Annotated in this window: 15 protein-coding genes; 14 read left to right on the top strand and 1 reads right to left on the bottom strand. The window is 63.4% G+C overall.

Features of this window, described 5'->3' with window-relative positions:
- Positions 1 to 71: 71 nt before the first annotated feature.
- Genes EBI04_RS02900 through EBI04_RS02850 form a run of 11 tightly spaced genes read left to right on the top strand, consistent with a single transcriptional unit; the run spans position 72 to position 9,266 of the window.
- On the top strand, positions 72 to 701 hold the full coding sequence (locus EBI04_RS02900; protein WP_135255965.1) for a HupE/UreJ family protein: 630 nt from the start codon (positions 72 to 74) through the stop codon (positions 699 to 701).
- Positions 698 to 1,054, top strand: coding sequence for an urease subunit beta (locus EBI04_RS02895; RefSeq protein WP_135255964.1), 357 nt, complete (start codon positions 698 to 700; stop codon positions 1,052 to 1,054). The genes EBI04_RS02900 and EBI04_RS02895 overlap by 4 nt, the downstream gene beginning before the upstream one ends.
- Positions 1,051 to 2,757, top strand: a complete 1,707-nt coding sequence (gene ureC / locus EBI04_RS02890) for an urease subunit alpha (RefSeq protein ID WP_135255963.1) — start codon at positions 1,051 to 1,053, stop codon at positions 2,755 to 2,757. Before EBI04_RS02895 ends, ureC begins: the two co-directional genes overlap by 4 nt.
- Before the next feature lie 9 nt (positions 2,758 to 2,766).
- Complete coding sequence (locus EBI04_RS02885; protein ID WP_135255962.1) at positions 2,767 to 3,210, top strand: urease accessory protein UreE; 444 nt, start codon at positions 2,767 to 2,769, stop codon at positions 3,208 to 3,210.
- An 8-nt stretch (positions 3,211 to 3,218) separates the two neighbouring features.
- On the top strand, positions 3,219 to 3,875 hold the full coding sequence (locus EBI04_RS02880; protein ID WP_135255961.1) for an urease accessory protein UreF: 657 nt from the start codon (positions 3,219 to 3,221) through the stop codon (positions 3,873 to 3,875).
- Between the two features lie 13 nt (positions 3,876 to 3,888).
- Positions 3,889 to 4,497 carry an urease accessory protein UreG gene (gene ureG, locus EBI04_RS02875; RefSeq protein WP_135255960.1) on the top strand — a complete coding sequence of 203 codons (609 nt, stop codon included), beginning with the start codon at positions 3,889 to 3,891 and terminating at the stop codon, positions 4,495 to 4,497.
- Positions 4,484 to 5,383, top strand: a complete 900-nt coding sequence (locus EBI04_RS02870) for an urease accessory protein UreD (RefSeq protein WP_167481865.1) — start codon at positions 4,484 to 4,486, stop codon at positions 5,381 to 5,383. Before ureG ends, EBI04_RS02870 begins: the two co-directional genes overlap by 14 nt.
- A gap of 53 nt (positions 5,384 to 5,436) precedes the next feature.
- Complete coding sequence (locus EBI04_RS02865; RefSeq protein WP_135255958.1) at positions 5,437 to 6,462, top strand: amino acid ABC transporter substrate-binding protein; 1,026 nt, start codon at positions 5,437 to 5,439, stop codon at positions 6,460 to 6,462.
- Positions 6,463 to 6,465: 3 nt separating this feature from the next.
- On the top strand, positions 6,466 to 7,569 hold the full coding sequence (locus EBI04_RS02860) for an amino acid ABC transporter permease (RefSeq protein WP_135255957.1): 1,104 nt from the start codon (positions 6,466 to 6,468) through the stop codon (positions 7,567 to 7,569).
- On the top strand, positions 7,566 to 8,528 hold the full coding sequence (locus EBI04_RS02855) for an amino acid ABC transporter permease (RefSeq protein WP_135255956.1): 963 nt from the start codon (positions 7,566 to 7,568) through the stop codon (positions 8,526 to 8,528). The genes EBI04_RS02860 and EBI04_RS02855 overlap by 4 nt, the downstream gene beginning before the upstream one ends.
- A 3-nt stretch (positions 8,529 to 8,531) precedes the next feature.
- Positions 8,532 to 9,266, top strand: coding sequence for an amino acid ABC transporter ATP-binding protein (locus EBI04_RS02850; protein ID WP_135255955.1), 735 nt, complete (start codon positions 8,532 to 8,534; stop codon positions 9,264 to 9,266).
- A 350-nt stretch (positions 9,267 to 9,616) separates the two neighbouring features.
- Here EBI04_RS02850 and EBI04_RS02845 read toward each other — a convergent pair whose 3' ends face one another.
- Complete coding sequence (locus tag EBI04_RS02845) at positions 9,617 to 9,970, bottom strand: DsrE/DsrF/TusD sulfur relay family protein (protein ID WP_135255954.1); 354 nt, start codon at positions 9,968 to 9,970, stop codon at positions 9,617 to 9,619.
- Positions 9,971 to 10,494: 524 nt separating this feature from the next.
- Between EBI04_RS02845 and EBI04_RS02840 the strand changes: the two genes are divergently transcribed.
- Genes EBI04_RS02840 through EBI04_RS02830 form a run of 3 tightly spaced genes read left to right on the top strand, consistent with a single transcriptional unit; the run spans position 10,495 to position 13,382 of the window.
- Positions 10,495 to 12,249 carry an alkaline phosphatase gene (locus EBI04_RS02840; RefSeq protein ID WP_135255953.1) on the top strand — a complete coding sequence of 585 codons (1,755 nt, stop codon included), beginning with the start codon at positions 10,495 to 10,497 and terminating at the stop codon, positions 12,247 to 12,249.
- Positions 12,250 to 12,276: 27 nt separating this feature from the next.
- Entirely contained in the window at positions 12,277 to 12,744 is a 468-nt protein-coding gene (locus tag EBI04_RS02835) for a hypothetical protein (protein WP_240695357.1), read from the top strand.
- The gene (locus EBI04_RS02830; RefSeq protein WP_135255952.1) at positions 12,744 to 13,382 is read left to right on the top strand and encodes an ABC transporter ATP-binding protein; all 639 of its coding nucleotides are present in this window, start codon (positions 12,744 to 12,746) and stop codon (positions 13,380 to 13,382) included. Before EBI04_RS02835 ends, EBI04_RS02830 begins: the two co-directional genes overlap by 1 nt.
- The last annotated feature ends 4 nt before the right edge of the window (positions 13,383 to 13,386 follow it).

Below are 13,386 nucleotides of genomic sequence, written 5' to 3'. Positions count from 1 at the left end.
TCGTAGTCTCTAGCAGGCCAGACCCGCTAGCCCACGCACAGGCAACCAAGCCTTTCCTGAGGAGGTAGCTCGTGGACGCTGGATCGTTCCTTTCCCTCTTAGCCGTGGGGGTGCTTTTAGGCCTGCGCCATGCCTTGGAACCCGACCACGTGGCAGCGGTGGTCAACCTGGTGACCCAGCAAAACAACCCCTGGAAAGCAGCAGGGGTCGGCGCCCTTTGGGGCCTGGGGCACCTCCTGACCCTGGCGGCGGTAGGGGGCGTGATCCTTGCCTTGCACCTGCCCCTACCCCGGGGAATCTCGGCAGCCATGGAGCTCATAGTGGCTCTGGCTCTAGCCTGGCTAGGCCTGGGAACCTTGAGAACCTGGAAGCGGAGCTCCTTTGTGGGTCGTTCTCCAAGAAGCCCCCTACTCTCCCCCACCTTCTGGGGGGTTATCCACGGCCTGTCCGGTTCGGCCGCTTTGGTTCTCCTGGCTTCCAGCCAAATGCCCAGCCCTCTTTGGGCCTTCCTCTATGTGCTCGTCTTCGGCGCAGGTGCCCTGTTGGGAATGTTCCTTATGAGCCTGGCCGTGGGGGCGCCCTTTGTGCTGGTGGCGGGACGGGTCCGGTACCTGCAACGCCTGGCCTCGGTAGGGGTTGCCCTCGGCAGTCTGGCTGTGGCCTCGGCCATCGTGTGGGACTTTTTACGGGGGGGAGCATGATCCCGGGAGAGTACATGTTGGAGGAGACACCCATAGAAATCAACTCAGGCCGCAGGGTTATCCGCATCCTGGTGGCCAACACGGGGGACCGGCCCGTCCAGGTAGGTTCCCATGCCCATTTCTTCGAGGTGAACCGGGCCCTTTGGTTCGATCGGGAGAAAGCCTACGGGTTCCGGCTCAACATCCCTGCTGGCACGGCGGTGCGGTTTGAACCTGGGGAAACGCGAGAAGTGGAGCTGGTCGAATTGGGAGGTAAGCGAACGGTTTTCGGCATGAATGCCCTGGTTACGGGATCGTTGGAGGAAAACCGAGGAGTGGCTCTAAGGAAAGCCCATGAGAGGGGGTTCCTATGAGGCTCCGGAGAGAAGACTATGCCAGGCTTTACGGCCCTACCAAGGGTGACCGCATAAGACTGGGGGATACCAACCTCCTGCTGGAAATCGAGGAGGACCGGACTGTTCCGGGGGAAGAGGTGGTCTTCGGCGGGGGCAAGGTGATTAGGGATGGGATGGGCCAGTCCCAGCTGAGCCGGGAGCAAGGAGCCCTGGATTTGGTGATCACCAACGTGATCGTCCTGGATTACTGGGGCGTGGTCAAAGCGGATGTGGGGATCAAGGATGGCCGCATCGTGGCCCTGGGTAAGGCGGGCAATCCCGATGTCCAGGAGGGCGTAACCCCCGGTCTAGTCATCGGTCCCGGCACCGAGGTGATATCCGGGGAAGGAAAGATCCTCACGGCCGGCGGAATCGACGCCCATATCCACTTCGTCTCCCCTCAACAGGCATGGGAAGCCCTTTACAGCGGCATCACCACAATGATCGGCGGGGGTACCGGTCCTGCGGAGGGGACCAAGGCCACCACCTGCACCCCAGGCCCCTGGAATCTCCACCGCATGCTGGAAGCCCTCGAGGGGCTACCCGTCAACTTCGGGCTCCTGGGTAAAGGCAACGCTTCCCTAGTAGGCGCACTGGAGGAACAGATCCTCGCCGGGGCCATCGGATTGAAGATCCACGAGGACTGGGGCGCCACACCCGCGGTCATCGACGTCGCATTGCGGGTTGCGGACCTCTACGACGTACAGGTGGCCATCCACACCGACACCTTGAACGAAAGCGGCTTTGTCGAAGACACCCTGAGGGCCATCGGCGGCCGCACTATCCACGCTTACCACTCCGAGGGGGCAGGCGGCGGGCATGCTCCGGACATCCTGAAGGTGGTAGGCCACGCCAACGTGCTTCCTTCCAGCACCAACCCCACCATGCCCTACACGGAGAACACCCTGGCGGAGCACCTGGACATGCTGATGGTCTGCCATCACCTCTCCCCCCGGATCCCCGAGGACGTGGCCTTTGCCGAGTCCCGCATACGGCCAGAAACCATGGCGGCCGAGGACGTCCTGCACGACATAGGCGCCATCAGCATGATGTCCAGCGATTCCCAGGCCATGGGGCGTGTGGGGGAAACCATCCTCCGCACCTGGCAAACAGCCCACAAGATGAAGGAGGAACGTGGTTCCTTGCCGGAGGACTCGGAGAGGAACGACAATTTCCGCATCCGGCGCTACCTGGCCAAGTACACCATCAACCCAGCGATCGCTCACGGGATCGCACAGTACGTGGGTTCTGTGGAACCCGGCAAGTACGCCGACCTCGTCCTCTGGGATCCCCGTTTTTTCGGGGTAAAACCCGATCTCGTCATTAAGGCGGGCTTTATTGTGGCCGCCCCTATGGGGGATCCCAACGCCTCCATCCCCACCCCGGAACCGGTTTACTACCGGCCCATGTTCGCCGCCTTTGGTCGGGCCTTGGAAGAGGTGGCCTTCACCTTCGTGTCCAGGGCCTCCTTGGAATCAGGGAACCTGCCGGCACGCCTGCGGCGCAGGCTCCTTCCTGTGGGGGGCGTCCGAAACCTTAGCAAAAGGGACATGCGATTAAACGACGTTCTCCCCTCCATCGAGGTGGATCCGGAAACCTACGAGGTGCGGGTGGACGGCCAACCCATTACCAGCCATCCGGCCGGGCGTCTACCCTTGGCCCAGCGCTACTTTCTCTTTTAGGAGGATGTCATGGAACCGATTCTAATCACAACGCTACCCGATGCCGGCAACCGTGAGCAAGGCCTTGAAACCGTACCGATTCCCTTGACCGCAGCCGACCGCAGAAGGGTACGCCGTCTCCTGACCGCTCCGGACGGTCAGGCCTTCTACCTCGCCCTGCCGACGGGAACCGTGTTGCGCCCAGGCACCGTGCTCTGGGCTGGTGGGGGCAAAGCGTATATGGTAACGGCGGCGGAAGAGGATCTCCTCCGGGTCAGGCCACGAACCCTTAGGGAGGCCGCCCAGGTAGGCCACCTCTTGGGCAACCTCCACAGGGACATGGTTGCGGAAGGAAGGTTTATCTACGCCCTCTGGGACGAAGGCCTTTACCATCGGCTTAGGCAAAAGGGCTTTGCGGTCGAGCGGGTCCAAGGGCCATTCGTGGGGAACGCCCCAGGGGAGCACGCCCACTAGGAGGAGGTATGGGGGGAACGCTCTTGCTCCTGCGCTTGCAGCAGATCCTTGACTCCCAGTTCCCCATCGGAGCTTTCGCCCACTCGTGGGGTCTGGAGGCCTACGCTCAAGGGGGAAACCTGTCCCAACGGGCCCTATATGACCTTCTCTATGCCAGCTTAACCCAAGGCAGCGTGGGCCTCGAGGGGGCGGCTTGCGCCCTGGCCCACTCCCGAGCAGGTCGTCCCAAAGAGCTATTGGAGCTTGCCCACCAGCTCGCAGCTTGGACACCCATAGCGGGCCCCAGGGAAACCAGCTTGCGGCTAGGTGGACGACTCCTCCGCATTCTCAGCCGCCTCTACGGTTTGGCCTGGCCCTCTTCCGTTCCTCCCCACCAATCCCTGGTCACAGGCTGGGCCCTCGCCCGGTTGGGCTTGCCCCTATCCCTCGCCTTGCCCCTATACCTGCAAAGCAGCCTGATGGCCTTATTGGCCGCAGCCATACGGAGCATGGCCCTTTCACCCGAAGCCGCCCAAGAAATCCTTACCCAGCTTCAGCCACACATCGCAACCAAGGCCATGGCCATCCTCAAAGACCCTGACGGCCACTTCCACACGGCCACACCGGGTTGGGATTTCTGGGCGGCGGTGCAACCCCATTTGGAAACCCGTCTCTTCTTGTCGTGAGGAGGTGAGATGCGTGCGACCGGTGAAGATTGGCGTCGCTGGCCCTGTGGGATCAGGGAAAACCGCCTTGATCGACCGTTTGTGCAAGGCCATGCGGGACCGTTACTCCCTGGCGGTCATCACCAATGACATCTACACGTACGAGGACGCGGAGTTCCTGGTGCGTTCAGGCGCCCTACCGCCCGAACGCATCAAAGGCGTCCAGACGGGTGGCTGCCCCCACACGGCCATCCGCGAGGACCCCTCCGTCAACCAGGAAGCGGTGGAGGAAATGCTGACCCGCTTCCCCGACCTGGACATTCTGTTCCTGGAATCCGGCGGGGACAACCTCGCCGCCGCCTTCAGCCCCGAGCTTGTGGATGTGTTCATCTATGTGATCGATGTGGCCGGGGGGGATAAGATCCCGCGCAAGGGAGGTCCCGGCATCGTGCGCAGCGACCTCTTGGTCATCAACAAAATCGACCTTGCCCCCTTCGTGGGGGCCGATCTCAGCGTGATGGCACGGGATGCCAAGAGGCAGCGGGGAGAGCGTCCCTTCGTTTTCACCAACCTCCAAACGGGAAAGGGACTGGATGAAATCCTGGCTTGGATTCGCCGAGAGGTCCTTTTTGAAGAGGCCTGAGCCTAAGAGGGTCCACTCCCTCGAGATCCATCTGGTCTACCGTGGTGGAAGGACCCTGGTGCAACGGGCCCATTCCTCAGGAGCCCTCCGCATCCTCCGCCCCTTCGACCTAGGGGACAGGATCCTTCTTCAGCTCATCACCCTGGGCCCTGGCCTCCTGGACGGCGACCTTTTCCGCATCGAGGTGCACCTGGGGCCAGGAGCCAAGGCGCTTTTGGTGAACCAATCCGCAGGGAAGGTCCATCCAGGACTTGCGCGTCAAGAGGTGGTGATCCAAGCCGCCCAGGAAAGCGAATTGGAGTTCTACCCGGGGCTCTCCATCCTGTTCCCCCGAGCAGCCCTGGAACAACGAACAAGGGTCTGGCTGGAACCCGGTGCCCGCTTTGGCCTTTTGGAAACCTGGGCCTTGGGCCGGATTGCGAGAGGCGAGGCATGGGACTTCGTCTTCTTAGACGCACGCACCGACGTGGACCAAGGCTCCATCCCCCTGTTCCGGGACGCCCTCCTGCTCAGTCCCCTCAACGCCAGCCAGCCTGGGTTCATGGAAGGACGCCCTTACCTGGCGAGCGGGTTCTGGACCTGGCCTGCCCCCGACCCGGGCATGGAACTTGGGGGAACCTGGGCACTGGCCTGGAGTTCCACCGCCCAGGGGCACCTGGTGCTTCGCGGCACAGCCAGCGAAGGCGCGGGCCTACTCGGGGCGCTCACGGACCGTCTCTACGGGTTCCGCCAGAGCTGGGGACTGGTGAGGGTGGACCTTGGCCGGTACTCCAGCGCTTGGGCAGGTTCGGGAGCTACCCCTATTTCGTTCCCGGATCAACCACAAACTTCCTGCGGCAAAACCGGGTGCGAACTCCCATCCCCGAGAGCCCCAAGCCCCCGTTGACAGGGCCAAACACAGGGTGATATCTTGTCGCGGAACCAGAAGGAGGTTTTGGCATGAAGCGTTGGTTGGTTGGTTTGTTGGTTCTAGCCATCCTGGCCATGGCCCCATCCTGGGCCCAGCAATCCCGCATGGATCTGGTCAAGTCCCGGGGAAAGCTCATCTGCGGCGTGAACGCCGTACTGCCCGGGTTCGGCTTCCTGGACCAGAAAACCGGCAAGTACACAGGCTTTGACGTGGAGTTTTGCCGGGCGGTGGCCGCCGCCATCTTCGGGGACCCGGACAAGGTGGATTACGTTCCCTTGGACGCCCGCGTCCGCTTCCAGGCGGTCCAGAACGGTGAGGTGGACGTGGCCTTCCGCAACACCACCGTCACCGCCAACCGGGACGGGGCCCTGGGGGTGGACTTCCTCCCCGTCACCTTCTACGACGGCCAGGGCGTAATGGTGCGCAAGGGCCGGGCCAACAGCCTGAGGGAGCTGGAAGGGGCCACCTTCTGCACCACCCAGGGCACCACCAACGAGAAGAACATCTCCGACTACATCCGGGCCAAGCGTTGGCGGAACACCAAGCTGCTCACCTTTGAGGACGGGGCCAAGGTGATGGCCGCTTTCCTCCAGGGCAGGTGCGACGCCTTTACCGCCGACAAGTCGCAGCTGGTGGGGTTCCGGGCCACGGCCCCCAACCCCGAGGAGCTGGTCATCCTCAAGGAAACCATCTCCAAGGAGCCCTTGGCGGGGTTCGTGCGCGAGAACGACTCCCGTTGGCGGGATGCCCTCGCCTGGATTGTGTACGCCACCATTCAGGCGGAGGAATACGGCATCACCAGCAAGAACCTGGATAGTTTCTTGAAATCCGATGTGCCCGAGATCCGGCGGTTCCTGGGCCTCGAGGGGACCTTGGGCCAGGACCTCGGCCTCCCTAAGGACTTCACCGTGCGGGTGATCCGGGCCGTGGGCAACTACGGGGAGATCTACGACCGGTTCTTCGGTGCCAAGAGCCCCTTCCACATACCGCGCACCGGCACCCTGAACGCCCTGCAGCGCTTTGGCGGCCTCATGTACAGCCCTCCCTTCCGCTAAAGCATGCCTCGCCTAAGGGACCTGGTCCTCCAGGCACTGGTCTTCGGGCTGGTGGCCTGGGGGCTGGCTTACCTGGTGGGGACGGCCAAGGCCCGCATGGCCGCCCAGGGCATCCCTTTCAGCTTCGCCTTCCTCTCCCAGGAGGCGGGCTTCTCCCTCTCCGAGGGGGTCACCTGGTCGCAGGGCGAGGGCCTTAGGCCCTACTACCCCTCGGACACCTACTGGCAGGCCTTGCTGGCGGGCTTTTTCAACACCCTTAGGGTAACGGTTCTGGGGCTTGTGGCCGCAAGCCTCCTGGGCCTCCTGGTGGCCATGGGCCGCTTATCCGGCAATCCCTTGGCCCGGGGACTGGCCTTCGGCTACGTGGAGCTGGTGCGCAACACCCCGCTTCTCCTCCAGCTTTTTGTGTGGTACTTCGGCCTCCTCCTCAAGCTTCCCCCTTGGGAGAAGGGGCTGGCCCTCGGGGGGGCCTATCTATCCCAGCGGGGCTTGGTTCTGCCTGAAGTTACCCTGGCTCCCGGAGCCCTGGGGCTCCTCGGGGCCGTCCTCTTGGGGTATGCCCTGCGCAAGGCCGGGAGGTGGGCATGGATCGGGCCCCTCCTGGCCCTTGTTGCGGCCTGGCTGGTCCTGGGGCCGCCCATCCGGCTCGTCCCGGTGGAGGTGGGGCCCTTTGGCCCCAGGGGTGGGACCTCCCTGACCCCGGAGTTCGCCGCCCTCCTCTTTGGCCTCACGGTGTACACCTCGGCCTTCATCGCCGAGGTGATCCGCGGGGCCATCCTGGCGGTGCCCAGGGGGCAGTGGGAGGCGGGTTTAAGCCTGGGGCTTTCCCCCAGGGATACCTTCTTCCTCGTGATCCTCCCCCAGGCGGTGCGCATCGCCGTTCCCCCCCTGGCCAACCAGTACCTGAACCTGGCCAAGAACACCTCCCTGGGGGTGGGGGTGGGGTATCCCGACCTCTTCTCCGTCTACTCCACGGTGGCCAACCAGTCCGGGAGGAGCCTCGAGGCCATCCTCCTGGTCATGGGGGTGTACCTGAGCCTGAGCCTGGGCATCAGTGCCCTGGTCAACGTCTACAACCGCCGCGTGGCCCTGAGGTGGAAGCTATGAGGCTCATCCGCGCCCTTTTCGGTTCCCCCGGCAACGCCCTCCTCACCCTTCTTCTGCTGGCTCTCCTGTACGCCTTGGGCAAGGCCCTTCTCCTTTGGGCCCTGGGGGCCCAGTGGTGGGTGGTGACGGAAAACCTCCGCTACTTGTTCGTGGGTCAGATGCCCCCCGAGCTCACCTGGAGGGCCTGGGTTACCCTGCTGGCCGGGCTTGTTGCCCTGGCGGGATGGCTGGGAAGGCTGGGGATCCTGCCCCTGCCCAAGGCGGGCTGGGTGCTGGTGGTAGGGATAGGAGCGGGAATTCTGGCCCTGCCCCTCCCCGTAACCCTATGGAGCGGGCTTTTTCTCTCCCTCCTCCTCTCCCTCAGCGCCATGGCCCTGGCCTTCCCCTTGGGGGTGGCCCTGGCCTTTGCCCGGCAAAGCCGGCTCGTGGGGCTTCGGCTCCTGGCCATCGCCTACATCGAGGCCGTGAGGGGGGTACCCCTGGTTTCCCTTCTCTTCCTGGCCTTCGTGACCCTCCCCCTCTTCCTTCCCGAGGACTTCCGGCTTCCCCAGGTGGTCAGGGCCCTCCTGGCCTTTACCCTCTTCGCCGCCGCCTACCTGGCGGAAAACGTGCGGGGCGGTCTGCAAGCGGTGCCCAAGGGGCAGTGGGAGGCGGCCCACAGCCTGGGCCTGAGCTCCTTCCAGGCGGCCCTTTACGTGGTCCTGCCCCAGGCCCTCAGGGCGGTGGTCCCCGCCCTGGTGGGCCAGTTCATCTCCCTCTTCAAGGACACCTCCCTGGTGGCCCTCATCGGCATCCTGGACCTCATGGGGGTGGCCAGGGCGGTGCTGGCCAATCCGAGAAACGTGGGTCTGGAGCGGGAGGTTTACCTGTTTCTGGCAGTGGTCTACCTGGTGGTGTCGGGCGCCTTCTCCTACGTGGGAAGGCTGGTGGAACGGCGCATGGGACTCGGCGTGAGGTAGAGGATGGACCCCATCATCCGCATCCACAACCTGCACAAGTGGTTTGGTACCCTGCACGTGCTCAAGGGGATCCATTTGGAGGTGGCCCCTGGGGAGAAGCTGGTGATCATCGGTCCCTCGGGCTCGGGGAAGAGCACCCTGATCCGCTGCATCAACCGCCTGGAGGACTTCCAGGAGGGGGAGGTGGTGGTGGACGGCCACAACGTGAAGGAGGAGCGGGCCCTCAAGGAGGTGCGGCGGGAGGTGGGGATGGTCTTCCAGCAGTTCAACCTCTTCCCCCACATGACGGTGCTGGAGAACATCACCCTGGCCCCCATGCGGGTGAGGGGCTGGTCCCGGGAGCGGGCGGAGCGGAAGGCCTTGGAGCTTTTGGAGCGGGTGGGGATCCTGGACCAGGCGAGGAAGTACCCGGGGCAGCTATCCGGGGGCCAGCAGCAGCGGGTGGCCATAGCCCGGGCCTTGGCCATGGAGCCCAAGGTGATGCTGTTTGACGAGCCCACCAGTGCGTTGGACCCGGAGATGGTGGGGGAGGTGTTGGACGTGATGCGGGACCTGGCCCGAGGGGGTATGACCATGCTGGTGGTGACCCACGAGATGGGGTTTGCCCGGGAGGTGGCGGACCGGGTGATCTTCATGGACGGGGGTCAGATTGTGGAGGAGGGGAGGCCGGAGGGGATCTTCTCCTCCCCCAGGGAGGAGAGGACCCGGGCCTTCCTGCAACGGGTCTTGCACCATTAGGACGATGGGGGGCGAGTCAGCTCCTGCCCAGCACCGGTAGCCGAGAGGGATCAAACGGCGGGAAACCCCTCACCTTCAAGCGCGATGGAGAAGGGGACGGTGGCACCGGGTAAGACTTCCAGACCCTGGGCCTGGCCCTTGATGATAGGCTCGGAAAGGGGGTGAACACCTCCAACACGAACTCCCCTACGGCTCCTCCACGACGCCAGTTGCAACGATTTGAGGGGTGCCACCTGTTGACAAGATGAAGGAGATCCCTAAACGCCGGGGCCTATTTCCGCAGAAGGGGCCAGGCTGACCCTGGTGGGAACTTGTGTCTGAGCCTCACGACCCCACCCTCGGCTCGCCGTTCAAAACACAAGCACCTTATCCGCTTCGACAGTCCACTGTGCTAAATCGGCCATTGTGCCGATTTCGACCCCTTCAATCAAGGGAAGGCCCTTTATCCCCCGAGCTTCCGAACAAGTCCCACAAGCCTTCACTCTCCCACCTTTGCTGATAACTGCCCTCAGCATCCGCTCAATGTTGTAGTACCCCTGGGGCGTTGTTTGATTGGGTAGAGCGCAGATGACCGCATCCGCCAACAGAAAGATGGAAATTTCTACATCTGGGTGTTGCTTCTGCAGCGTCATGGCCATTCGCAAGGCGTTGTACGCCTTTTCAGATCCGTAAGGAGCGTCGTTGATGATGAAGAGTACCCTCATCCCTCACCCCCTTTACGCCGCGAGAGTTTATCGGACCCTCTGGAAACCGTCAACCCCCCTCCCGGGCTCGCCTTGTGCGTGCACGACAGGCAAGCGGGGTTCCCTCCATCCGAGAACCGCAACGGAAAGAGATCCTGAATACTTTCGTCCGCCCAGCCCAAGCGGTGGCCTCACCCATACCTAAGGGTAACCGGGTAGGGTGGGGCACTCGCTCTTGCTTCTAGCTGCTGAGGATCTTGCTCTGGACAACCTTTTCCGGTCTTGCCGGGCCATCGCTTCCTCCCACATGATGAGTTGATGGATCACAACCTGTTTCTGTCTGAGGATTAACGGGTCCCGGCAACGTCGGGTTAACAGTCCACCCAGGTAAGGCGCAGAGCAGAGCTTCTAGGAAAGGCTCTTCTGACCTCCTGAGCCTATTAGAGGCTCAACAAAACTTTCGATCCCGGTGGGGAGGGCTCTGGGGGCAAGGGATGACATTCCCATGACCCGTCTCCCTTAGGGTGCGATCGGGAGGTAAGGCTATGAGGAAGACCTTCCGGGTTCTATTGGGACTGGCCTTAGCCTTGGGTTCGGCGTGGGCAGCTAAGCTGGCCGTTTTTCCCTACGACGGGGCGGCCCTGCTGGCTGGCCAACGCTTCGACCTCCGGGTGGAGGCCTCGGAGTTAAACGGTGCGCTAAAGGATTACCACATCACCCTGGATGGGGTACCGCTAACGGGCTTGGAACAGACCTCCCAGGCAACGGGAACGGCCGAGTGGACCCTCCGTGGCCTCTCCTTGCGTCCAGGCAGCCACACCCTCGAGGTGAAGGTCAAGGACGAAGCCGGCGAAACCCAAAGGATCGTGCGTTGGGAGGCAAGGCAGTACCCCCGTCCTCTCCGTCCAGCCAAGAACGTCATCCTCTTTATCGGCGACGGGATGGGCTGGAACACCCTTAACGCCGCCCGCATCATCGCCAAAGGGTACAACCCGGAAAACGGGATACCTAAGGGATTCCTCGAGATCGAAACCGGCTATGGCGGCATGGCCACGGTGGTGACCAGCAGCCTCGACAGCTTCATTGTCGATTCCGCAAACTCAGCTTCCTCCATCATGTCGGGGCTTAAGCTGCCGGTTAACGCCCTCAACGCCGGCCCGGCCAACCTCAAGGACACCCTGGCCCACCCCCGGGTGGAAACCCTGGCCGAGATGATGAAGCGGGTGCGCGGGGCCAGCCTCGGCGTGGTCACCACCACCTTCGGTACGGACGCCACCCCGGCCTCGGTCAACGCCCACACCCGCCGGCGTAGCGATTACCAGGCCATCGCCGACCAGTACTTCGGGCGCGGGGGATTCGGCATTCCCCTGGACGTCATGCTCTTCGGGGGTTCCCGCGACTTCATCCCCAAAAGCGCACCGGGCTCCCGCCGCAAGGACGATACCGACTGGATCAGCGAGGCCCAAAAGATGGGCTATACCTTCGTCAGCACCCGCACCGAGCTCCTGGCCGCCAAACCCCAGGGGAAGCTCTTTGGCCTCTTCCACCTGGACAACTTCCCCAGCTATCTGGACCGGGCGGTTTGGAAGCGGCCTGAGATGCTGGGTAGCTTCACCGACATGCCCTACCTGTGGGAAATGACCCAGAAGGCCGTGGAAACCCTCTCCCAAAACCCCAACGGGTTCTTTCTGCTGGTGGAAGCGGGAATGGTGGACAAGTACGAACACCCCCTGGACTGGCAACGGGCCCTGTGGGATGTGCTAGAGCTGGACCGGGCAGTGGCCTGGGCCAAGCAGTACGCTGCCGAGCACCCCGATACCCTGGTCATCGTGACCGCCGACCACGGGCACTCCATCTCCGTCTTCGGCGGCTACGACTACTCCAAGCAGGGTCGCGAGGGTGTCGGGGTCTATCAAAACGCGAAGTTCCCCACCTACGGTGATCGGAAGGACGCCAACGGGTTCCCCCTGCCCGAAACCAGCTGGGGTATTGCGGTGGGCTTTGCCGCCACCCCTGACTACTGCGAAACCTTCCGGGGCCGGGAAGTGTACAAGGACCCCACCATTTCCGACGGCAAGGGCGGCTACGTGGCCAACCCGGAGGTGTGCAAGGAACCCGGCGCCTACCTTCGCACCGGCAACCTCCCCGTCAACTCCAGCCAGGGGGTGCACACCGCCGATCCACTCCCCCTCTTTGCCTTCGGCGCCGGATCCCAGCTCTTCAACGGCCTGATTGACCAAACGGAGATCTTCTTCCGCATGGCCCAGGCCCTGGGTCTCAACCCCTACCTGGGCCGCTAGCCCGTTTTCTAAAGAGGGTCATACCCCATGAGCCTTCCCCGCCCGACCTCAAACCCCTTGCCCTGGAATCCCGCGATCTGGGTCCTCTTGCTGGGGTTTTGGTTGGGCGGGGGAGGGCTCGCCCAGGTCACCCTGGACTTTGCCGACCTTTACAGCCGGGTGACCGTAAGGGGAATCGAGTTTTCACCCCGGTTGAAAGCCCTTAACGGTCAGCGGGTGAGCATGACGGGCTGGATGGCCCCACCCCTCAAACCCAAGCTGGACTTCTTTGTTCTGACCAAGGTCCCCCTGGCCACCTGCCCCTTCTGCTCCACGGCCGCCGACTGGCCCCCGGATATCGTGCTGGTGATCATGCCTAAAGGTCAGGAGGCCAAGCCCACCACCCGCCGCATCCGGGTAACGGGGCGCCTGGATATCGGGGTTAAGGAAGATTCCCAGACCGGGTTCGTGAGCCTGGTGCGGATCTACGCGGACCGGGTGGAGGAGGTGCCCTGATGGGGGAGGTGTGCCTCAAGGGGGTGGTGGTGCGCTACGGGGAGGAGGTGGCCGTGACGTTGCCGGACCTGGAGCTGGCCGCCGGGGAACAGGTGGTCCTGCTGGGTCCCTCCGGGAGCGGGAAAACCACCCTTTTACACCTCCTCGCTGGCCTGTTGGTGCCTAGCGAGGGAGAGGTCTGGGTTGCCGGGATGAACCTGGCTGCCTTGAACGAATCCCAGCGGGATGCCTATCGGAGAGGAAAGGTGGGCTATCTCTTCCAGGACTTTTACCTGGCCGAAGGCTATACCGTGCTGGAGAACGTGCTCCTGGGGTTGGGCCTTGCGGGCATAAGGGGGAGGGTGGCGGAAAACCGTGCCAAGGAGGTCCTTAAGACCCTGGGTCTGGAACACCGTCTGGGGCACACTCCCAAACGCCTTTCCACTGGGGAGCGGCAACGGGTGGCCCTGGCCCGGGCGGTGGCCCACCGGCCAAGCCTCCTCCTGGCCGATGAGCCCACGGCCCACCTGGATCGTTCCAGGGCAAAGGTGGCCCTGGAGCTCTTGATCCACACGGCCATCGGCCTTAAGGCCACCCTGGTGCTGGCCACCCACGACCCGTGGGTGGTGGGCCATTTCCCCCGCCAGGTGGAGCTTTAGTCTC

Origin of the sequence: Thermus caldilimi, from assembly GCF_004684245.1 — a bacterium.
GTDB lineage: Bacteria > Deinococcota > Deinococci > Deinococcales > Thermaceae > Thermus > Thermus caldilimi.
This window is presented reverse-complemented; position numbering and strand designations above follow the sequence as displayed.

Excerpts from the sequence above, each read along its gene's own strand:
- EBI04_RS02895 (WP_135255964.1), top strand. The coding sequence starts at position 698 with ATGATCCCGGGAGAGTACATGTTGGAGGAGACACCCATAGAAATCAAC.
- ureC (WP_135255963.1), top strand. The coding sequence starts at position 1,051 with ATGAGGCTCCGGAGAGAAGACTATGCCAGGCTTTACGGCCCTACCAAG.
- EBI04_RS02885 (WP_135255962.1), top strand. The coding sequence starts at position 2,767 with ATGGAACCGATTCTAATCACAACGCTACCCGATGCCGGCAACCGTGAG.
- EBI04_RS02880 (WP_135255961.1), top strand. The coding sequence starts at position 3,219 with ATGGGGGGAACGCTCTTGCTCCTGCGCTTGCAGCAGATCCTTGACTCC.
- EBI04_RS02865 (WP_135255958.1), top strand. The coding sequence starts at position 5,437 with ATGAAGCGTTGGTTGGTTGGTTTGTTGGTTCTAGCCATCCTGGCCATG.
- EBI04_RS02860 (WP_135255957.1), top strand. The coding sequence starts at position 6,466 with ATGCCTCGCCTAAGGGACCTGGTCCTCCAGGCACTGGTCTTCGGGCTG.
- EBI04_RS02855 (WP_135255956.1), top strand. The coding sequence starts at position 7,566 with ATGAGGCTCATCCGCGCCCTTTTCGGTTCCCCCGGCAACGCCCTCCTC.
- EBI04_RS02850 (WP_135255955.1), top strand. The coding sequence starts at position 8,532 with ATGGACCCCATCATCCGCATCCACAACCTGCACAAGTGGTTTGGTACC.
- EBI04_RS02845 (WP_135255954.1), bottom strand. The coding sequence starts at position 9,970 with ATGAGGGTACTCTTCATCATCAACGACGCTCCTTACGGATCTGAAAAG.
- EBI04_RS02840 (WP_135255953.1), top strand. The coding sequence starts at position 10,495 with ATGAGGAAGACCTTCCGGGTTCTATTGGGACTGGCCTTAGCCTTGGGT.
- EBI04_RS02835 (WP_240695357.1), top strand. The coding sequence starts at position 12,277 with ATGAGCCTTCCCCGCCCGACCTCAAACCCCTTGCCCTGGAATCCCGCG.
- EBI04_RS02830 (WP_135255952.1), top strand. The coding sequence starts at position 12,744 with ATGGGGGAGGTGTGCCTCAAGGGGGTGGTGGTGCGCTACGGGGAGGAG.